This is a genomic window from Weeksella virosa DSM 16922, from assembly GCF_000189415.1.
Classification (GTDB): Bacteria; Bacteroidota; Bacteroidia; order Flavobacteriales; family Weeksellaceae; genus Weeksella; species Weeksella virosa.
Genome location: NC_015144.1, coordinates 1,978,292 through 1,998,899, shown reverse-complemented (window position 1 = coordinate 1,998,899; position 20,608 = coordinate 1,978,292). Strand labels below are relative to the sequence as shown.

At 35.4% G+C, this 20,608-nt stretch carries 15 protein-coding genes; 8 read left to right on the top strand and 7 right to left on the bottom strand.

Going from position 1 to position 20,608, the window contains the following annotated elements; genetic code table 11:
• Positions 1-10 precede the first annotated feature (10 nt).
• The 4 genes from WEEVI_RS11020 to WEEVI_RS09580 form a co-directional block, all read right to left on the bottom strand.
• Positions 11-511 carry a DUF6973 domain-containing protein gene (locus WEEVI_RS11020; protein ID WP_013598944.1) on the bottom strand — a complete coding sequence of 167 codons (501 nt, stop codon included), beginning with the start codon at positions 509-511 and terminating at the stop codon, positions 11-13.
• 164 nt (positions 512-675) lie between these two features.
• Positions 676-2,070 carry an MBL fold metallo-hydrolase gene (locus tag WEEVI_RS09590; protein WP_013598943.1) on the bottom strand — a complete coding sequence of 465 codons (1,395 nt, stop codon included), beginning with the start codon at positions 2,068-2,070 and terminating at the stop codon, positions 676-678.
• A 128-nt stretch (positions 2,071-2,198) separates the two neighbouring features.
• The gene (locus WEEVI_RS09585; RefSeq protein ID WP_013598942.1) at positions 2,199-4,820 is read right to left on the bottom strand and encodes a valine--tRNA ligase; all 2,622 of its coding nucleotides are present in this window, start codon (positions 4,818-4,820) and stop codon (positions 2,199-2,201) included.
• 41 nt (positions 4,821-4,861) lie between these two features.
• Positions 4,862-5,557 (bottom strand): metal-dependent transcriptional regulator, encoded by a 696-nt coding sequence (locus WEEVI_RS09580; RefSeq protein ID WP_013598941.1) that lies wholly within the window; start codon positions 5,555-5,557, stop codon positions 4,862-4,864.
• A 97-nt stretch (positions 5,558-5,654) separates the two neighbouring features.
• Between WEEVI_RS09580 and WEEVI_RS09575 the strand changes: the two genes are divergently transcribed.
• The 5 genes from WEEVI_RS09575 (at position 5,655) to WEEVI_RS09555 (ending at position 10,547) form a co-directional block, all read left to right on the top strand.
• Entirely contained in the window at positions 5,655-7,709 is a 2,055-nt protein-coding gene (locus WEEVI_RS09575; RefSeq protein WP_013598940.1) for a TonB-dependent receptor plug domain-containing protein, read from the top strand.
• Between the two features lie 12 nt (positions 7,710-7,721).
• On the top strand, positions 7,722-8,177 hold the full coding sequence (locus WEEVI_RS11015) for a thioredoxin family protein (RefSeq protein ID WP_013598939.1): 456 nt from the start codon (positions 7,722-7,724) through the stop codon (positions 8,175-8,177).
• Positions 8,178-8,284: 107 nt separating this feature from the next.
• Positions 8,285-8,653, top strand: a complete 369-nt coding sequence (locus WEEVI_RS09565) for a DUF1573 domain-containing protein (protein ID WP_013598938.1) — start codon at positions 8,285-8,287, stop codon at positions 8,651-8,653.
• A gap of 94 nt (positions 8,654-8,747) precedes the next feature.
• Positions 8,748-9,524 carry a glycoside hydrolase family 25 protein gene (locus tag WEEVI_RS09560; protein WP_013598937.1) on the top strand — a complete coding sequence of 259 codons (777 nt, stop codon included), beginning with the start codon at positions 8,748-8,750 and terminating at the stop codon, positions 9,522-9,524.
• Between the two features lie 312 nt (positions 9,525-9,836).
• Positions 9,837-10,547 carry a 3-ketoacyl-ACP reductase gene (locus tag WEEVI_RS09555; protein ID WP_013598936.1) on the top strand — a complete coding sequence of 237 codons (711 nt, stop codon included), beginning with the start codon at positions 9,837-9,839 and terminating at the stop codon, positions 10,545-10,547.
• 59 nt (positions 10,548-10,606) lie between these two features.
• On the opposite strand, the gene ung is transcribed toward WEEVI_RS09555, so the two are convergent.
• The gene (ung, locus tag WEEVI_RS09550) at positions 10,607-11,275 is read right to left on the bottom strand and encodes a uracil-DNA glycosylase (protein ID WP_013598935.1); all 669 of its coding nucleotides are present in this window, start codon (positions 11,273-11,275) and stop codon (positions 10,607-10,609) included.
• Between the two features lie 45 nt (positions 11,276-11,320).
• Between ung and WEEVI_RS09545 the strand changes: the two genes are divergently transcribed.
• Together WEEVI_RS09545 and WEEVI_RS09540 are read left to right on the top strand one after the other, a co-directional pair.
• The gene (locus tag WEEVI_RS09545; RefSeq protein WP_013598934.1) at positions 11,321-13,468 is read left to right on the top strand and encodes an endonuclease MutS2; all 2,148 of its coding nucleotides are present in this window, start codon (positions 11,321-11,323) and stop codon (positions 13,466-13,468) included.
• Between the two features lie 35 nt (positions 13,469-13,503).
• The gene (locus WEEVI_RS09540; RefSeq protein WP_013598933.1) at positions 13,504-14,085 is read left to right on the top strand and encodes an SOS response-associated peptidase; all 582 of its coding nucleotides are present in this window, start codon (positions 13,504-13,506) and stop codon (positions 14,083-14,085) included.
• A gap of 142 nt (positions 14,086-14,227) precedes the next feature.
• Here WEEVI_RS09540 and WEEVI_RS09535 read toward each other — a convergent pair whose 3' ends face one another.
• Both WEEVI_RS09535 and WEEVI_RS09530 read right to left on the bottom strand, forming a co-directional pair.
• Entirely contained in the window at positions 14,228-14,692 is a 465-nt protein-coding gene (locus WEEVI_RS09535; RefSeq protein ID WP_013598932.1) for a LexA family protein, read from the bottom strand.
• On the bottom strand, positions 14,689-15,954 hold the full coding sequence (locus tag WEEVI_RS09530) for a Y-family DNA polymerase (protein ID WP_013598931.1): 1,266 nt from the start codon (positions 15,952-15,954) through the stop codon (positions 14,689-14,691). Before WEEVI_RS09530 ends, WEEVI_RS09535 begins: the two co-directional genes overlap by 4 nt.
• A 331-nt stretch (positions 15,955-16,285) precedes the next feature.
• Here WEEVI_RS09530 and cas9 point away from each other — a divergent pair, with 331 nt between their 5' ends.
• Positions 16,286-20,608: a type II CRISPR RNA-guided endonuclease Cas9 gene (gene cas9 / locus WEEVI_RS09525; RefSeq protein WP_013598930.1), complete on the top strand. Its 4,323-nt coding sequence runs from the start codon at positions 16,286-16,288 to the stop codon at positions 20,606-20,608.

The following is a 20,608-nucleotide window of genomic DNA, read 5'->3' as shown; positions in this document are numbered from 1 at the left end:
TATTTTTATGTTAATTTTCTTTGTAAAAAACCATTTCGGTAGAATATTCTCTGATTTTGTGAGAATCCGAAAGTCCTTGTGCAGTTTCAGATTTTTCGACTATTTTCTGGATGAGAAGATTTTTTCTGATGCGAGGTTTCGAAATATTTTCTTTATAAATCATCCTACCAATCTGGTTATTGTGCAAATCCATCAATCGATCAAAATCTTCATTACGGAAACATTCTTCGTGCAAGTCGGTTATTTTTTTTGCCCAAGCAAGTGCCTTTTCGTGTGAAATGAAATACGAACAATTATAAGCTATCAAGACATTCCATGCAGCATGACGGAATGCATTAGAAACACCTCTACCCGAGTGGTTTTCGGCATAATTGAGTTCGGAAAAAGCAACCGATTCTACCGTCCCCCAAACAGTTGGTAACAACAATAATGGATTCGACAACATTGTTTTGACCATTTCGCGACATAGGTTGAATGATAAATTTTTTAGGATAAATAATATTGATTTCATGATAGGATATTCCGCTTTCCGAAGATATCATTTTCAGTCAATACTTTTTACAAGAAAAACTTTTTAGTTTTTTGGGTGATTAAAAATAAAAAAAGCACCCTAAAATTCTTAGAGTGCTTATTCTATAAAATACCAGTATTGAATAGTAAAAACTAATGGTTGTTTTATTGTTCGATGATTTTATTCAAGGTTTTCCACTGGCTCATACCTTCTGTATAGTTTTCTACATCGAAGCCTTTTTTCAATAAGAAACTTTGCGCAATTGTTGATCTATCACCTGATTGACAATACAATGCGATTTTTTTCTTAGGATCTAACGTTTGCCATTTCTGTGGTAAATGTCCTACAAAAATGTGTTTGGCACCTGGCAAATGTCCTACAGTATACTCCGTTTGACTTCTAACGTCTAAGATTTGTATATCATCCTTCCCGATATACGACTCGATGGTTGAAACATCTATAATTTTGGTCGTCTTTGCTTCACAACCTTCACAAAACAGTTGTTCTGGTGTGTAATAACCATACACATTATCCAAGCCTATTCTCATTAATTTTCGGGTAACATCGTCTAGATCTTCTTCTCGTACAATCAAAACAAATTGCTCTTCGTAATTCAACATCCAACCCATCCATGTATTGAAGCTTTTATTATTTTGGATATTGATCGTGTCTGGTAAATAAGCTTTGGCATAATCAGTTTTCGATCGGGTATCAATTATTTTTAGATTATGAGCACGTATAGAAGTAAGGTCTGTAGTGGAGAGTTGAGGGATTCTAGGAACTTCTACCAATAACGGACGCAATTGCTTGTTCAATTGTTTCATCTTCGCAAAATAATACGGCGCTTCGGGCTGATCTGTCAAAAGATATTGAATGAAATCTTCTCTATTTTCTTTTAGTTTAAACGCCCAATTTTGTATTTTTTCGTATCCAACAGTGGAGTTTGCGACAGCTCCTAGTGCTTTTCCACAAGATGAGCCTGCGCCGTGTGCGGGCCATACTTGTATATGATCCGGAAGTGCATAAAACTTCTTCAACGACTCGAATATTTGCTGTGCACCAACTTCTTTTGTACCAACCAAACCGGCAGCTTCTTCTAATAAATCTGGGCGACCGATATCGCCTACAAAGACAAAATCTCCTGTAAATAACATCACTGGCTCTTCAGTTGCTGCATGATCGGTGAGCAAGAAACTCAAACTTTCTGGTGTGTGTCCTGGGGTATGCATCACCTCGAAAGATAGGTTTCCTAACTTTATCACATCACCATCTTTTAGCCCTATATGGTCAAAAGAATATTGCCAATCTGATCCACCCTCGTCTGAAAGATACATTTTTGCTCCAGTAACATGTGCCAACTCTAGACTCCCCGAAAGATAATCGGCATGGATGTGGGTTTCTGCAATATGGGTTATGGTGAGATTTTGCTCGGCAGCAATTTCTAAATAGGTATCGATATCACGTTTCGGGTCGATTACCATTGCGGTTCCTTCTACTTGGCACCCGATTAAATAACTCGAATGAGCTAAAGATTTTTCGTAAATGTGTTGGAAAAACATAGTCTTATATTTTTTATAATTTCTAACACAAATTTACGTTGCCAAATTTCTCTGTACAGTTACCAAAGTTACAGAAGAAAAAAATCCATCGCAATGCGATGGATTTTTTTTTGGTTATTGATGCTATGTTATAAACTTGCCAATTGTTCTTCTATTTGTGCGATTTTCTCTAAGGCATCGCTTTCTTTTTTCCTTTCGGCATTCACCACAGCTTCGGGAGCACCTTGAACAAATTTTTCATTGCTCAATTTTTTTCTCACCGATTGTAAGAATTCTTGGAAATACGTTAATTCCTTGGTCAATTTTTCACGCTCAGCATCCAAATCAATATTGTCTGTAACGGGTACTAAAAACTCTACTGTTCCTACTCGAAAAGCAAATCCTTTTTCTGGTTTCTGCTCGTGTAAAAGTTCTTGTACATTTCCTAATTTTTTAAATACCTCTACAAAAATCAAATCATCTGTTTTGTTTTCTGTAAACACATCCAAAGCTTCTTTTGGCGACATTCCTTTTTCTGATCGTAACCCACGAATCGCTGTTATTGCCTCTTGGGTATTGGCAAAGCGTTTTATGATCGTTTCATCGAATGATTTCACAGTAGGATAGTTTGCGATAATTAATGCTTCATCTGTTTTTCTTGGTTGGATATTTTGCCACAATTCTTCGGTAAGGAAAGGCATAAATGGATGTAAAACCTTCAATACTTCTTCTAGAAATCCGATGGTAGAATGATATGTTTTTGCATCGATCGGATCACCATAATTAGGTTTTATGGCCTCTAAATACCAAGAGCAGAAATCGTCCCAAATTAATTTATAAATCGTCATCAATGCATCTGATAAACGGTATTGCTCATAATTATGCTCGATATCGGCCAAGGCTTGCTGAAAACGATGCGCGAACCATTGTACTGCTGTTGCTTGTGTAGAGGACTGTTGGGCATTCTGGTCAATTTCCCATCCTTTGATCAAACGGAAAGCATTCCAGATTTTATTGGCAAAATTTCTGCCTTGTACACATAGTTCTACGTCAAAAGGTAAATCGTTTCCCGCAGGTGCTGTTAGCAACATTCCCATTCGTGTTGCATCTGCACCAAATTCATTTATCAATTCTACAGGGTCTGGAGAATTACCTAACGATTTTGACATTTTTCTTCCTAACTTATCCCGAACAATTCCAGTGAAATAGACATTTTCGAAGGGTTTTTCGTCTAAATACTCGTACCCCGCCATAATCATTCTCGCTACCCAAAAGAAAATAATATCAGGACCTGTTACTAGGTCTTGGGTTGGATAATAATAGTTGATTTCATCATTTTTCGGGTTATTGATTCCATCAAAAACCGAAATGGGCCATAACCAAGATGAGAACCAAGTATCTAAGGCGTCTTCTGATTGTTTCAGGTCAGATTGCATTAAATTCGGATTATTGGTTTTTTCTTGTGCCAAAGTCAATGCCTCTTCAATTGTCATCGCTACCACAAAATCTTCGCTACCTTCACCGTAGAAATAGGCGGGTATTTGATGTCCCCACCATAATTGTCGAGAAATATTCCAATCGGTAATATTTTCCATCCAATTTCTGTAGGTGTTTTTAAATTTTGGTGGATGAAATTTTATTACATCATTCATTACATTATCCAATGCAGGTTTGGCCAAATCGGCCATCTTCAGAAACCATTGATCAGAAATTTTTGGTTCGATAACGACTCCTGTGCGTTCTGAAGTTCCTACATTATTGGTGTAAATTTCTACTTTTTCGAGGAGGCCTTTTTCTTCTAATTCTTTTTCAATTTCTTTTCGAACTTTGAATCGGTCCATTCCTTGATAATGCAAACCGTTTTCGTTGAGTTTAGCATCATCGGTAAAAATATCAATAAAATCTAGATTATGTTTTGTTCCTAAATTATAGTCATTATGGTCATGTGCTGGTGTTACTTTTAGGCAACCTGTACCAAATTCTAAATCGACATATTCGTCTTGAATAATTTTTATTTTTCGGTTGACAATCGGTACGATTACTTCCTTGTCCTTTAGCCATTGGTAACGTTCATCTTCTGGATGGATGCATACTGCTGTATCACCAAAAATAGTTTCTGGGCGCGTAGTTGCTACAACGATATATTGATCGGTTCCCTCTACCTGATATTTGAGGTGGTATAATTTCCCGTTTTTTTCTTTGTATATAACTTCTTCATCTGAGATGTTTGTTTTGGCTTCTGGATCCCAGTTTACCATTCGGTATCCGCGATAAATAAGTCCTTTATTGTACAAGTCAACAAAAACTTGTTGTACAGCTTTTGATAAACTTTCGTTCATTGTAAACTGTGTTCGGTCCCAATCACAAGATGCACCAAGTTTTTTTAGTTGATCTAATATTACTCCTCCATATTCGTGAGTCCATTCCCAGGCATGTTCTAAAAATTTTTCTCGACCAATTTCTTCTTTAGAAATCCCTTGTTCTTTGAGTTTAGCTACAACTTTTGCTTCTGTTGCGATAGAAGCATGATCTGTGCCTGGTACCCAACATGCGTTATAGCCCCGCATTCTCGCTCTACGAATAAGTACATCTTGTATAGTATTATTTAGCATATGCCCCATGTGCAAGACACCAGTAACATTGGGTGGTGGAATGACAATGGTATAGGGTTCTCTTTCATCTGGAGTAGAGCGAAAATAATTGTTCTCTAACCAGTAGTTATACCATTTTTCTTCAACGGCTTGCGGAGTATATTTTGATGCTATTTCCATGTGTTTACTTTTCTTTCTGATATGTATAATTAAATTTTAAATTAATCTTTTCGATTAGTTTGAGAATTATCTGTTTTATATTCGTTTACGAGTAGTTTAGTTGTTACATGTTCACTTAGAACTTCTATTGCATTATTTTTTAAGATTTTTATCGTCATTGTTCCATCAAAATCTTCTACCTGCAAAACTTCTATGCGGTCATTAAGTTGCAAGTTTTTCGAATTTAAGAATACCAAAAAATCATCCGATGAATTGGTTACCGCACAGATTTCTACAATTGTATTGGTAGGTATTGTCGATAGTTTTTTATAATTCAACTGAATTAAATTACCCTGTTTATCTGGAATTGGTGAACCATGTGGATCAAATCTTGGGTAATTTAACATCTGATCCATTTTGTCAAAAAATAAAGTGCTCTGTATATGCTCTATTTGCTCGGCAACTTCATGGACTTCTTCCCAACCAAAGCCCATTTTCTCTACTAAGAACATTTCGGTTAATCGATGTTTACGAACAATTAAAGCAGCTTTTATCAATCCTTTTTGGGTTAACCTCAAAGGTTTGTAACTGGTATAATATACCAATTCTTTTTCGGCCAACTTTTTCATCATACTATTTACCGTTGGCATTTTAATATTGAGCCACTCACTCAATTCTTTCACAGCCACCTCTTCTACTCCATTTTTCGACAAATGAAATAAGGCTTTTAGGTAGTTTTCTTCGATTGATGAATTCATGAAACAAAGATAAAAAGAACAATTTGCATTTACTATTATTAGGTAATTAAATTATAATTATTAGATTTGCCTAACATTTTAATTCAATATTATAAATATGAAGTTTTATTCTATACCTATTTCATTACTTTTTGGTGCTTTTGTATTAGCGCAAGAGCCGATTAAAGATACCATTACAGATAACAACAGCAATAATCTCGATGAAGTAGTGATTACCGGAACCATGAAACCGATGAAAAAATCGGATAGTCCGGTACCCATTGAAATTTATACACCAGCTTTTTTCAAAAAAAATCCTACCCCTTCTCTTTTCGATGCTGTTCAGCTAATCAATGGTGTACAACCACAACTCAATTGCAATGTTTGTAACACGGGCGACATCCACATCAACGGTATGGAGGGACCATACACGATGGTACTAATCGACGGAATGCCAATTGTTTCTTCACTCTCTACGGTTTATGGGTTGAGTGGAATTCCGAATAGTTTAGTCGATAGAATAGAAGTTGTCAAAGGTCCAGCTTCTTCCTTGTACGGTACAGAGGCGATGGGTGGGATAATAAACGTTATTACCAAAAACCCAAGCACAGCACCAACGCTTAGTCTTGATGCCTTTACCACTACTTGGTTAGAAACCAATATTGACGGAGGTTTCAAAGCGAATATTGGTAAAAAAGCTCATAGTTTATTGGGTTTTAATTATTTCAAATTCGGAGAAAGAAAAGACAATAACCACGACGGTTTCACCGATGTCACACTTCAAGATCGCATTTCGGTTTTCAATAAATGGACGTTGCAAAGACCTGAAAACAAAACAGCAAGTTTGGCTTTGCGCTATTTGTATGAGGATCGCTGGGGCGGTGAAACAAATTGGAAAAGGAAACTTCATCGTGGAGGCGAAGAAGTATATGGCGAAAGTATTATGACAAACCGGGTAGAAGCAATTGGGATGTATCAATGGCCAACCAAAGAAAAAATATTTTCACAATTTTCTTACAACTGGCATCAGCAGAATTCTTTTTACGGCCCCGAATCTTATCAGGCCAAACAACAAGTTGTTTTCGGACAAACCTATTGGGACAAAACCATCAATCAACACAGTTTACTCTTGGGTGCATCCTACAAATACACCTATTATGACGATGATACACGTGGAACCGGTTGGTATGATGAGCACGATAATCTCCTAAAAAACAACCCAAATAAAACCCCGATTTTCGGAATTTTTATACAAGATGAATGGACTTTGAACCCTGAAAATAAATTGCTTTTAGGTTATCGGTATGATTATGATCAAACCCACAAAAGTATTCATTCTCCGCGAGTGGCTTATAAATTCTCACCCAATCCACACCACACTTTGCGCGCGAGTTTTGGTACAGGATTCCGTGTTGTCAACGTCTTCACAGAAGATCACCGAGCATTAACAGGCGCAAGAACTGTGGTTTTTGAGAACGAACTGAAACCTGAAAAATCATACAATGGGAACCTAAATTATGTATTCAAACTACCGACAAATTTTGCCGGATTGAATTTTGATTTAACTGCTTTCTATTCATATTTCACCAATAAAATTATTGCCGATACCGACACCGATCAGACAAAAATTATATACGATAATTTAGACGGACATGCTATCTCGCAAGGTATTTCTCTGAATGTTGAAGCAGCCTTCGAATTTCCCCTCAAATTAATGCTTGGCGGAACTTACATGGATGTTTTTGCCAAAGAAGAAGGTGAAAAAGAAGTACAATATCATGCGCCAAAATGGTCGGGAAATTTCTTGGCTTCTTACACTTTCCGAAAAGGATTTTCAGTTGATTTCACCGGTGTTTTCAATGGTCCGATGAGATTACCTCGTGTAGAAAATGATTATAGACCCGAATATTCTCCTAGCACGTTGATAGCTAATTTACAGATTACCAAAAAAATGGCTTCAGGCTTAGAAATTTATTTCGGAGCTAAAAACCTCTTCAATGTATTACCGAAAAATGATGCGATTGCTCGTTGGTGGGATCCATTCGGTGAACCCGGAAATGGGGTAACTCCTCCTCCAGGCAGAACCGATGTCATCTTCGAACCGAACGATTATAGCTATACACCAATGCAAGGAATTAGAGGCTTTGCAGGAATTCGTTATACCATATTTTAGTTATTTTGTAGGATGAAAAACATCACTTTCCTCATTACTCTATTTGGGATGATTTGGGCAAATGCACAACAGGATTTAGCACAATTGAACGCTGCCTTTGCTCAAAATCCTAAACCTATTCTAATCGAATTTACAACTGATTGGTGCGGATACTGTTTGTTGCAAAACAAAAAAATCCATCAAGACCAAAAATTATTGGCTATTTTAGAAAACGATTTTTATTTCATCGAATTGGATGCCGAAAGCGATAAATCCTATCATTTTCTACAAAGAGAATTTCTACCAAACCCAGATTTTCCTCATCAAAAAACACATACTTTGGTAGAAGCTTTTGTACAAGAAAACGAAACAGTCGCTTATCCTTTTTGGGTTTTATTATCCACAGATTTAATGATCGAATGGAGTTATTCGGGCTATATTGCACCAAATAATTTGTCTAAAATGCTAAATATCAACACGAAAGATTAATATCATTTCAATATAAAATATTTTTTTGGAACGGAATTTGAATTTAACATCAATAATAAAAATGTTGTGAGAAACTTTTTTATATTTGATTAAGAAAAAATAAACTGATGAAGAAATTATTAATCGTTGCGGGATTTGCTTTGGGTATTGCCAACGTTTCTGCGCAACAAATAGGCTTAGCCAGCGAAAATGTAGAATTAGGGAATGTAGCGGTAGGATCTAAAACTAATGCTGTCATGGTCATTAAAAACGAAGGGAGCAAACCATTAATTATCCAAAAAGTACAACCTTCTTGTGGATGCACCGTCCCTTCTTTCCCTACAGAACCTATTGCACCAGGAAAAACAGGAGAAATAAAAATACAATATGCAGCAGGAAATGTAGAAGGGGATTTTAGCAAAACAGTGACCATTTATAGTAATGATGAAAAATCTCCAAGAAAAATTTTCCGTGTAAAAGGAAAAACAGTGAAATAATTTTTCATATTTTACAGAAAACCATACCAATCCTACCGTCCAGAAAAATGGTAGGATTTTTTTAATTATAATATATGCATAGAGTTTTCGATTTATGACAAGGAAAGTTGCGCTGTGGGTACTGGCTATTTTCATTACGATCTTACTACTTTTTGCTGCTTATCGACTGATAAAAAATCCGGTATACTTGAAAAATAAAGAACTTACGACATTTGATAAACGCAATATAGAGTTGATGAAAAATCATCGAGACAAATGTTTTGGAATAGATATTTCTCAATATCAAGGTGAAATTCATTGGAAATCAGTAGAAAAAATTAACCATCTCTACCCTATAAACTTTGTAGTAGTCCGTGCCTCAATGGGAAAAGATGGAGCCGATAAAAAGTTTACTTCCAACTGGAAGAAAGCAAAACAAAAAAATCTCATTCGTGGTGCATATCATTATTATCGACCAGACGAAGAATCAGAATTGCAAGCACTTAATTTTATTGCAAAAGTTAGTCTTTCACCCGGAGATTTACCGCCAGTTCTTGATATAGAAGAATACCCTACTATTCAGACAAAAGAAAACTTAATCAAAGGACTGAAAAATTGGCTAAAGATTATCGAAGAGTATTACGACGTGAAACCAATCATTTATTCGTATGATAAATATTATGAACACATCCTAAATGAGCATTTTAGCGATTATCCTCTTTGGATTGCGAACTATAATTTTGATGTAACTCAACCCAAAGAAAAATGGCTTTTTTGGCAATTCTCCGAAAATGGCTCTGTAAAAGGAATAAAAGGCACTGTAGATCTTAACATTTTCAATGGAAATGTATTCGACCTGCAAAACCTTACGACTAAAAAAATGGTGTATTAAAATAATACTATTACCAATCTATTACAACCACATCATCACATCGCACAAACCATCATCGAGATTTGATTACTTTTTCTATCCCTATCTTTTTCGGGAAATAACAATTTATAGCGTTTACAAATAATGATAAATAACTAATAATGCATAAAATATACTAAACAACGAAAAAAGAAATACGCTTCTCTAGGATTAAATCTTCAAATCGGATTTTGATATTTTTTAGTAATTTCACATTCTAAAGAATTACTAAACTTGTTTTCCATCCTATGGAAAAGTCAATATAATAACCAAATAAATTATAAATAAAACACCATGTTGAATACTAAAAAAGCCTTGATTACTGGAGGCAGCAGAGGTTTGGGGAAAGCAATTGCTTTGGCCTTTGCAAAAGAAGGAATAGATGTAGCAATTACAGGAAGAAACAAAGACCTACTGAAAAAAGTAGTAACAGAATTGCAAGAACTTGGCGTACGAGCAACCTATGCAATTTTTGACATTAAAAATCGTGAAGAAGTACACTCTTCACTTACGAAATTAACTGAAGATTTTGGGCCATTCGATATTCTAGTGAATAATGCAGGAATTTCTAAATTTGGTACTTTACTAGAAATGGAAGAAAGTGATTGGGAAAATATTTTACTCACCAACGTACTCGGAATGTACTATGTAACACGTGAAATTCTCCCGCAAATGATCGAGAAAAATGAAGGAGATATTTTCAACGTGTCGTCGACTGCTGGCTTGGCTGGCAACCCAACAACATCGGCATATTCGGCTTCTAAATTTGCGGTAATAGGAATGAACGAATCTTTGATGAAAGAAGTACGGAAAAACAATATCCGCGTTACAACCCTCACTCCATCTACAATTGCCTCTGATATGAGCAAACAATTGGGTCTAACCGACGGTAACCCAGAGAGTGTTTTACAGCCAGAAGATTTTGCCGAATTAATTGTTGCAACCCTAAAACTTCCTAGAAGAGCATTACTAAAATCTGCTTCTTTGTGGAGTACAAACCCTTGATGAAACAAAAAAACATCTTCAAATGAAGATGTTTTTTTATATAATAAAGAAAATTCTTTCTACCAATTGATTTTCTCTTTATTATGTTTCTCTAAATAGGAATTGGTTTGAGAGAAATGATGATTGCCGAACCATTTTCCTTGATTAGCACTCATCGGTGATGGATGTCCAGACTTGAGAATTAAATGCTTAGAAGTATCGATTAATTTTTCTTTCTTATGTGCATGATTCCCCCAAAGCAAAAAAACAACATGTTCTTTTTGATCCGAAATTGTTTGTATAATCGTTTGGGTAAAAGTTTCCCAGCCCTTATTTTTATGGCTACCTGCAGAAGCCTTACGGACCGACAAAACATCGTTCAATAGAAAAACACCTTGTTTGGCCCAAGGTAATAAATCCCCAGAAGTTGGCATTTTCTTTAATACATCTGTTTCTAGCTCTTTGAAAATATTTCGTAAACTCGGAGGAATTTTTACAGAAGAATTCACCGAAAAAGCCAAACCATTTGCTTGCCCATTACCATGATAAGGATCTTGACCTAGAATCACAACCTTTATCGCATCGAAAGGAGTTTGCAAAAAAGCAGAAAACAACTCGCTTTTGGGCGGATAAACCGTATGTTCGGCATACTCTCTTTCGATAAAAACAATTAAATCTCTGAAATAATCTTTTTTAGCCTCTTGACGAAAAACCTCCAACCACTTTTCATCTTGTATATTGTCGAACATACGAATTGATTTTTGAATCGTAAAATTATCGCTAATTTTGTACGGATGCAAGTAAGTAAACAGACTTTAAAAGATTTAGAATTTCCGGTCGTACTGGCCGAAATCATCCAATATATATATACCGAAAAAGTTGCTGAAAGAACAAAAAACCTTGTCCCTTACAGTAATCGGAACGAGTTGTTGATTGATTTACATACCACTAGCGAATACCTATCTACCCTAGAAAGTGGAAATAGTTTGCCGTTTTCTGAATATTTTATTTTGGATGAATACCTGAAACGACTTTCGATTGAAAACTATTATCTGCCTGCAGAAGAATTTTTCAAGATAAAATCGAATACTTTACAAATAAAAGAAATAAAAAAATACACGCGTAATTTCATAGAGTACGTTCCATATTTACATGCAAAAACCGAACAAATTATTTACGAGAAAGAAATTGTAAAAATTATCGATCAAGTATTCAATAAATTCGGAGAAATAAAAGATGATGCAAGCCCTGAGTTGAGAATCGTTCGGCAAGAAATTCGCGCTATCAGTTCTCGAATTACAGAATTATTCAACAAATCGATGAGTTATCATTCGGATGTTTTGGATGAAATCAGAGAATCTGTTGTAGGAAATCGCCGTGTTTTGGCTGTAAAATCTGCTCTGAGGAAACGTGTAAAAGGTCAATTTTTAGGTACATCAAAAACTGGATCTATCTCTTATATCGAACCCGAAAGCGTCCTGAACCCGAGAAGACAACTCGATGAATTACGCGAAGAAGAAAAGCATCTGATCATCCAGATTTTATTAAAACTAACATCTGAGATTGCTATATATCAGCCACTTATAGAAGAATATCAAGCTTTTCTAGAATATTTGGATCTTACACAAGCCAAGGCAAAATATGCCCAAAATATACAAGCAATTTTACCCACCCTGAAAGAGGAATTACAACTACAACTAATCGATGCTTATCATCCTGTTTTGTATTTGAATAATTTGCGTAAAGAACGTAGAACGATACCTCAAACACTTTCTCTCACCAAGAAACAGCGCATAATTATCATATCTGGCCCCAATGCTGGAGGGAAGTCTATTACCTTGAAAACCGTAGGACTGAACCAGTTGATGATACAATCAGGTATTTTGATTCCGGTTCATCCGAAAAGCGAAGTTGGCTTTTTTGATAAAATTTTCACCGATATTGGTGACAATCAATCTATAGAAAACCATCTTTCTACCTATAGTTATCGACTGAAACAAATGGCTTATTTTTTGAAATATGCCGACGAAAAATCTTTGTTATTGGTGGATGAATTTGGGACGGGTTCTGATCCTGAATTGGGTGGCGCATTGGCGGAAGTGTTTTTCGAAGAGTTTTATGAGAGAAATGCTTATGGAATTTTTACTACACATTATACCAACATCAAACTAAGTGCAGAACGTCTAGAAGAAGCTATAAATGCCAGCATGCTTTTTGATAAAAAAAGTTTAGAACCGATGTATAAATTAGAACTCGGCCAAGCCGGAAGTTCGTTTACTTTTGAGGTTGCCGAAAAAAATAAAATTCCGTATCGATTAATCAACCGTGCAAAAAAGAAAGTAGAAAATGACAAGGTTCGTTTGGATAAAACGATTCTAAAATTACAACAAGAAAAATTCGAAATCCAAAAAACCAGAGATCAGGTTGTAGAACTAAAAGAAACGCATGAAGCTCATCAAGGAAAGCTAGAAGAAATGCAAGATAAAATCCAACAAAAACTCTATGATTTCCAACAGTTATATGCTAGTGAACAGAAAACTCTGATGATGGGAAAACGCATCAATGAAATGGCTGATTCTTATCTGAAAAGTAAAAATAAAAAACAGTTGATAAGCAATTTCCTCAAAATAATTGAAATGGAAAATTCGAAAAAAACCAATGAAATTCAACAACAAAAAAAGATTGAGAAAATTGTTGCCAAAGAAGTACAACGCGAATTAAAAAGCAATGCTAACGAAATAAAAAAAGAACAACACAAAAAAGAACAACGAGAAAAAGAAGCAATGCAAAAGAAAATTCGGGAATTGAAAATTGGCGATCGGGTAAAAATCAATGGATCGTCAAGCGTTGGGACGATTGATAAAATAAAGGATGATATTATTTTTATTAACTATGGAGTTTTCACAACGAAAATATCTGTAGACGAGGTTTATAAGATATAATTTTTTCTTTGTTTTTTTATTTTAACAACAATCGAATGTGTTATCATGTAAAAGTGAATAAAACGAAAAAGGAATTGGAAAACAATACTAGAATTCCTTTCCTATCCAACCAAAAATTCGAGCCCAAGGAACATTTTAACGGTTTTGCGCATCCGTATTTACCGATTATCAAAACAGGACAAGAAGCCATAGAGCTTTTACAATGGGGGCTTAAACCAAGTTGGGCACAAGAAGATTTTGACACCAACAACACACTCAATGCACGTGTAGAAACGCTAGAAGAAAAGCCATCTTTTCGCGAATCATTTAACAACCGTTGTGTTTTGGTGGTCGATAGTTTTTATGAATGGCGGCATGAAGGGCGAAACAAAATAAGATACGAAATTGGACACGATAATGAGCTTCTATTTTTGGCAGCCTTATACCAAAATGATACATTTTCTGTTGTAACTACCGAAGCTTTAGGAGTGATGAAATACATCCACAATCGTAAACAAAGAATGCCAATTGCATTTGACTCTTTGCCTAGTTGTGAGCAATGGTTGCATGGAGAAGATTTTGTTCCGTTTATCGATTTTTCTACGCAAAGAGAAGACAACCAAATTCGTTTATTTTAAAATTGTACCACTCTCCTACTCTTTTTCACGGTAATTTATAACCTCTATGGTTCTTATTCTTCTCTACTCCTATTTGTTCGAACTAGAGAGGTTGATTGGTTTTTAGTGATGTGAATTAACGCATACTTATTTCAGCTAAAACTTATTTCCGGAAACGTTTCAGTTCTCGAATGATCGTCGAAACCACTCCCAAACAAACCACTACGTCTTCTGGTTGAATAATGAGAGAATCTTTGAAGTCTGGATTCAGCGCATAGAACATTTTTTTATTTGCATCCCATCTTTTTAGAGTGAAGTCTGAATTATTGATCGACACCACAGCATCATCACCATGCATCAACTGATAATCTGATCGGTTGACCAAAACATCGTTCATTTGGTAATGAGGATACATCGAAAGACCGCCTACACGAACCAAAAAGGTGCTTTCTGGTTTGCTAAGAAAACGTTCGTCTAAAGAGATTCTTTCTTGTCGGAAATCTTCTGCAGGCGAAGGAAAGCCCGCCGACACATCACCATAATAATGGGCATAATACCGAGTGTTTACTTTTTCTATTGTTAAAAATTCGAGTTCATTACCGAACTGTATATCTTGGATTAATTTCATTGTACCGTTAATATTTCTTGCCAATTTGTGGTATAATTAGGCGAAAGCCTTTCTTGTTTCATCTTCCATTTTCGTTGCAAGTCTTGTGATCCTAACAACAATTTGTGCCCACCATATCGTGCATTTATTTTATCCATTACTTGCATCAAAGCTTTATGCTTGGTCGATTCTTCATAGAAAATATTCAGCTGTGTCTGATGGTTGGGCGTAATTCCAGAAACAATAACTCCTGCTTTTTTATAGGCCGGAACCTTCCCTTCTGACGGAACTAATTTATCGAGCAAAAACAAAGCTGTTTTGGATAAAACGATACTCGAACTAGAATCGGATTCTAAAGTTGTACTCAAGGTTGCAGAAACAAAGGGCAAATGCTCATCAAAACGATTGGTCATCACAAATACCGTAATCATCTTACAATTAGATTGTTCTTGCCGTAACTTTTCTGCACAAGAAATGGCAAAAGTTGCTACCCGTTCTTTGAGCTCATCGTAATTATCTATTGTGTGTTCGAAGCTTCGGGTAGTAGCAATACTTTTTTTACGCTTCACCTCCTCCAATTGCAAAACACTTTCTCCTAGCAATTCTTTTTTCAGGCGGAGTTCTACTACCGAGAAATTTCGACGAATATACGCATCATCCAACCGAGAAAAATCATAGGCAGTTCTACAACCAATATAGTTGAGTCGTCTAGAAAGTTGGTGTCCAATTCCCCAAATATCTTCACATTTCAGCCATTTCAAAGCTTTATTTTTTTTGATTTCTGTATCGATGATATACACTCCTTGGTGATGATTCGGAAATTTTTTTGCTATTCTATTTGCTGCTTTTGCCAACGTCTTGGTAGGTGCAATACCGACACAGACCGGGAGTTTTGTCAATTGAAAAATTGTATCTTTTATTTGTTGTCCATACTTTTCTAGATCAATCGAATCGAAACCCTTTAAACACAAAAAAGACTCATCAATAGAATAGACTTCTACAGCAGGACAAAATGTTTGTAGAATCTTCACTACTCGATTACTCATATCGGCGTACAAAACATAGTTAGAAGAAAAAACATGTACTTTGTGAAGCCGGAAAAAACCATCGTATTCAAAAGCTGGCGCCCCCATAGGTATACCCAGTGCTTTTGCTTCGTCGGATCTTGCTATTACACAACCATCGTTATTAGACAAAACAACAATTGGTTTGCCTCTTAGTTTCGGATTGAAGATTCGTTCGCAAGAAGCATAAAAATTATTACAATCAATCAACGCATACATATTACAAATCTGAAAAATCTAAACGCTATAAGGTGTCGCGGTAATTGTTAAAATAAAATTTGAAGTAGAGAAAAAAAACTGATTCTAAATAAAAGGTAACCCAAATCTTTTAGCTCACAAGGTTTTACGGTTACTTATTAAGAGGAGTTTGTGAAACATTCGGATAAAAAAATGCCTCCTGATTCTGGACAAGAGGCAACCCAAATGTTTTCACAACGGAATAATCCTTATTGTGAATTCCTTTCGAGGTAAATATATTAAACATTTACAAATAACGAAACACTTTTGTTAAAAAAATTAACTATTTTAGACTCCAAACACTAAATGACTTATGAAAACCATATTAGGACTAGATTTAGGCACCAACTCTATTGGATGGGCGTTGGTTGAACAAGACTTCGAAAATAAACAAGGACTGATTTTGGGAATGGGTAGTCGGATTATTCCTATGGATGCAGGTATAATAGGGAAGTTTGCAGAAGGAAGTTCCATCTCTCAAACGGCTGAAAGAACAGGCTATCGTAGTATCAGGAGATTGAGAGAAAGGCATTTACTTCGTAGAGAACGATTACACCGAGTACTCAATATTCTGAAGTTTTTACCCGAACATTATGCTGCTGAAATTGACTTTGAGAAACGATTTGGGCAGTTTTTAGCGGAAACTGAACCTAAATTGGCTTGGAAAAAGAATGCTGAAGGTAAGTTTGAGTTTTTATTCCAACGTTCTTTTGATGAAATGGTAGCTGATTTTAAAGCCAATGGACAGGATATTAAAATTCCTTATGATTGGACAATTTATTATCTCCGGAAAAAAGCGTTGACTCAAAAAATTTCTCCTCAAGAACTGGCCTGGATTATTCTTAACTTTAATCAGAAAAGAGGGTATTACCAGTTAAGAGGAGAAGAAGAGGAAGAAAATCCTAACAAAAAGGTCGAATTCTACTCGTTGAAAATTGTGGATGTTGTAGCAGACGAACAACCCAATAAAAAAGGTGATACCTGGTATTCTTTACACCTTGAAAACGGTTGGGTTTATAGACGTTCGAGCAAAATCCCTCTTTATGATTGGAAAGATAAGGTGAGAGATTTTATCGTAACTACCGATATTAACGAAGATGGCTCAGAAAAGTTGGATAAAGACGGAGAGGTAAAAAGAAGTTTTCGTGCTCCAAAGGAAGACGATTGGACTTTGATAAAGAAGAAAACTGAACAAGAAATTGAACAATTCAATCAGACCGTAGGTAGCTATATCTATGAAGCCTTATTAGATAACCCTACTCAAAAAATAAGAGGAAAGTTAGTTCGTACCATTGAAAGAAAGTTTTATAAATCAGAGTTAAAGAAAATTTTAGAAAAACAAATAGAACTACAACCAGAACTGTTTACGGAAGATTTATATAATGCGTGTGCACGTGAGTTATATCGCAGAAATGTAGCGCACCAACAGCAGTTAAGTAGTCGAGATTTCGTGTATCTTTTTCTAAACGATATTATTTTCTACCAACGTCCGCTAAGAAGTCAGAAATCATTGATTTCCAATTGTTCTTTAGAATTTCGAACAATAAAAGATAAAGACGGTAATGGCCAAATTATTTATCTAAAGGCAATTCCAAAATCCAACCCATATTATCAAGAGTTTAGAGTTTGGCAATGGTTGTATAATTTGAAAATTTTTACCAAAGAGGACGATAAAGATGTTACGAATCAATTTATAAATAAAGTCGAAGATTTAGAGGCTCTTTTTGAGTTTCTGATGAACCAAAAAGAAGTCAATCACACCGATATTCTAACTTATCTCATCGAACCAATTGTAAAATCGAAGTATCCAAATGCAAAGGGTAAAGCATTTAAAGATGAACTAAAAAAAGAATTAAAGAAATACCGTTGGAATTATGTTTATGATGCTGATAAAGATGAGTCGAAGTCTTACCCGATGAATGAAACCAGGTATGAACTCAGAAAAAGATTGGATAAAGTAGAGAATGTTCCTGCTGATTTTATGACAAGAAAAATTGAACAACATTTATGGCACATTATTTATTCGGTTACCGATAAAATCGAGTTTGAAAAAGCACTAAAATCTTTTGCAAATAAATATGATTTACATCAGGAGTCTTTCGTAGAAAACTTCAAGCGTTTCAAACCTTTTGATAGTGATTATGGAACTTATTCTGAAAAAGCTATCAAAAAACTATTGCCTTTGATGAGAGTTGGAAAGTACTGGAGTTGGGATATCATTGATGACAAAACGAAAACCAGAATTGGTAAAATTATTACAGGAGAATATGATGAAACAATAAAAAATAGAGTTCGAGAAAAAGCGATTGATTTAACTGAAGAAAATCATTTTCAAGGTTTGCAATTGTGGTTGGCACAATACATTGTTTACGACCGACATTCCGAAGCTGACATCGCTGGAAAATGGAATTCAGTTGCCGATTTAGAACAATATTTGTCTGAATTTAAACAACATTCTTTGCGGAATCCTATTGTGGAACAGGTCATTACCGAAACACTTCGAGTAGTAAGGGATATTTGGAAACAATATGGAAAAGGCGCTAAAGATTATTTCGATGAAATTCATATCGAATTGGGACGTGAAATGAAAAATACGGCAGAGGAACGCAAACGCTTATCCAGCATTATTTCAGAAAACGAAACGACCAATCTCCGCATCAGAGCTATACTCGAAGAATTGATGTATGATGAAAATATGGAAAACGTGCGCCCTTATTCGCCAATGCAACAAGAAGCCTTAAAAATCTATGAAGATGGTGTACTAAGTTCAAGTGTAGAAATCCCAGAGGATATCGAAAAAATCAGTAAGAAATCCGAGCCAACAAAGTCAGAAATTCAACGATACAAATTGTGGTTAGAACAAAAATATCGTTCCCCTTATACAGGAAGACCGATTCCATTGAGTAAGTTGTTTACACCTGCTTATCAAATAGAGCACATTATCCCACAGGCAAGGTTTTTTGATGATGGCTTTTCCAATAAAGTGATTTGTGAATCTGAAGTCAACGCACTAAAGGATAAGATGCTGGGACTAGAGTTTATTCAAAATTATTATGGCCAAAAAGTCACTACCAGTTTTGGAGAAGTGACAATACTTACAGAAGATGCCTACAAAGCATTTGTGAAAGAACACTACGACAAGAACCGAAGCAAACGCAACAAACTTTTGTTGGAAGAAATTCCAGAAAAAATGATAGATCGACAAATGAATGACACAAGGTATATCAGTAAATATATCTCCAAAGTATTGTCAAATCTTGTTAGAGGTGAAAAGGACGATGAAGGAGTAAATTCTAAAAACATCATTCCTGGTAATGGAAAAATAACTGGAATATTAAAACAAGATTGGGGGTTAAATGATGTTTGGAATGACTTAATATTACCTCGATTTGAGCGGATGAATCAATTAACCAACTCCACTGATTTTACAGCTTGGAACGAAAAACATCAAAAATTTTTACCATCAGTTCCACTAGAGCTATCAAAAGGTTTTCAAAAGAAACGGATTGATCACAGACATCACGCTTTAGACGCGTTAATTATCGCTTGTGCTACACGCGATCACGTCAATTTGTTGAATAATAAACACGCTAAATCAAGAAACGAGCGCTACGATCTACAACATAAGCTGCGCCACACCACGCCTTGGCAAGACAAGGAAGGAAAGGTTAGAACTAAATTCACAGAGTTTAAAAAACCATGGGAAACCTTTACTCAGGACACAAAAAAAGAATTGGAAAAAATTGTCGTAAACTTTAAACAGAACTTACGTGTTATCAACAAAGCAACCAATTATTATGAAAAGATTGTTGACGGTAAAAAAGTAATGTTCAAACAAGAAGGGGTGAATTGGGCAATTCGTAAACCAATGCATAAAGAAACGGTTTCAGGAAAAATTGATTTACCCAGAGTAAAGGTGTCCAAAGGCAAAATATTGACTGCGACCAGAAAATCACTGGATACATCTTTTAATGCTAAAACAATTTTATCCATTACCGATACGGGAATTCAGAAAATTTTGTTGAATTATTTAAAAGCAAAAGGAAATCCTGAATTGGCGTTTTCTCCAGAGGGTATTGAAGAGATGAATCAAAACATTTCATTATATAATGATGGGAAACCACATCAACCTATTTTAAAAGTTCGTGTATTCGAACAGGGAAGTAAATTCCCATTGGGAGAAACGGGTAACAAAACCACAAAATATGTGGAAGCTGCCAAAGGAACTAATCTCTTTTTTGGAGTATATGAAGATAATCAAGGAAAAAGAAGTTATGATACCATTCCTTTGAATATTGTTATAGAACGACAAAAACAAGGCTTAAATTCTGTGCCAGAAACGAATGAAAAAGGTCATCGCTTATTGTTTAGTTTGTCGCCAAACGATTTGGTTTATGTGCCGATCGAAGGAGAGGTTTTTGATGAAACTAATCCTGATGTAAATAGAATTTATAAAGTAGTGAGCTTCAGTGGAAGTCAAATGTTTTGTGTAAGGCAAGATGTAGCTACATCGATTGTATATAAACTAGAATTTTCCTCTCTAAACAAAATGGAAAGAACTATAGATGGTATAATGATAAAAGAAATTTGTATCAAACTCAAAGTCGACCGTTTAGGTAACATTTCAAAAGCTTAA

Coding starts and splice junctions, on each gene's coding strand:
- WEEVI_RS09555 (WP_013598936.1), top strand. CDS start 9,837: ATGTTGAATACTAAAAAAGCCTTGATTACTGGAGGCAGCAGAGGTTTG.
- WEEVI_RS09590 (WP_013598943.1), bottom strand. CDS start 2,070: ATGTTTTTCCAACACATTTACGAAAAATCTTTAGCTCATTCGAGTTAT.
- cas9 (WP_013598930.1), top strand. CDS start 16,286: ATGAAAACCATATTAGGACTAGATTTAGGCACCAACTCTATTGGATGG.
- WEEVI_RS09545 (WP_013598934.1), top strand. CDS start 11,321: ATGCAAGTAAGTAAACAGACTTTAAAAGATTTAGAATTTCCGGTCGTA.
- WEEVI_RS09535 (WP_013598932.1), bottom strand. CDS start 14,692: ATGAAATTAATCCAAGATATACAGTTCGGTAATGAACTCGAATTTTTA.
- WEEVI_RS09540 (WP_013598933.1), top strand. CDS start 13,504: ATGTGTTATCATGTAAAAGTGAATAAAACGAAAAAGGAATTGGAAAAC.
- ung (WP_013598935.1), bottom strand. CDS start 11,275: ATGTTCGACAATATACAAGATGAAAAGTGGTTGGAGGTTTTTCGTCAA.
- WEEVI_RS11015 (WP_013598939.1), top strand. CDS start 7,722: ATGAAAAACATCACTTTCCTCATTACTCTATTTGGGATGATTTGGGCA.
- WEEVI_RS11020 (WP_013598944.1), bottom strand. CDS start 511: ATGAAATCAATATTATTTATCCTAAAAAATTTATCATTCAACCTATGT.
- WEEVI_RS09530 (WP_013598931.1), bottom strand. CDS start 15,954: ATGTATGCGTTGATTGATTGTAATAATTTTTATGCTTCTTGCGAACGA.
- WEEVI_RS09580 (WP_013598941.1), bottom strand. CDS start 5,557: ATGAATTCATCAATCGAAGAAAACTACCTAAAAGCCTTATTTCATTTG.
- WEEVI_RS09575 (WP_013598940.1), top strand. CDS start 5,655: ATGAAGTTTTATTCTATACCTATTTCATTACTTTTTGGTGCTTTTGTA.
- WEEVI_RS09585 (WP_013598942.1), bottom strand. CDS start 4,820: ATGGAAATAGCATCAAAATATACTCCGCAAGCCGTTGAAGAAAAATGG.
- WEEVI_RS09565 (WP_013598938.1), top strand. CDS start 8,285: ATGAAGAAATTATTAATCGTTGCGGGATTTGCTTTGGGTATTGCCAAC.
- WEEVI_RS09560 (WP_013598937.1), top strand. CDS start 8,748: ATGACAAGGAAAGTTGCGCTGTGGGTACTGGCTATTTTCATTACGATC.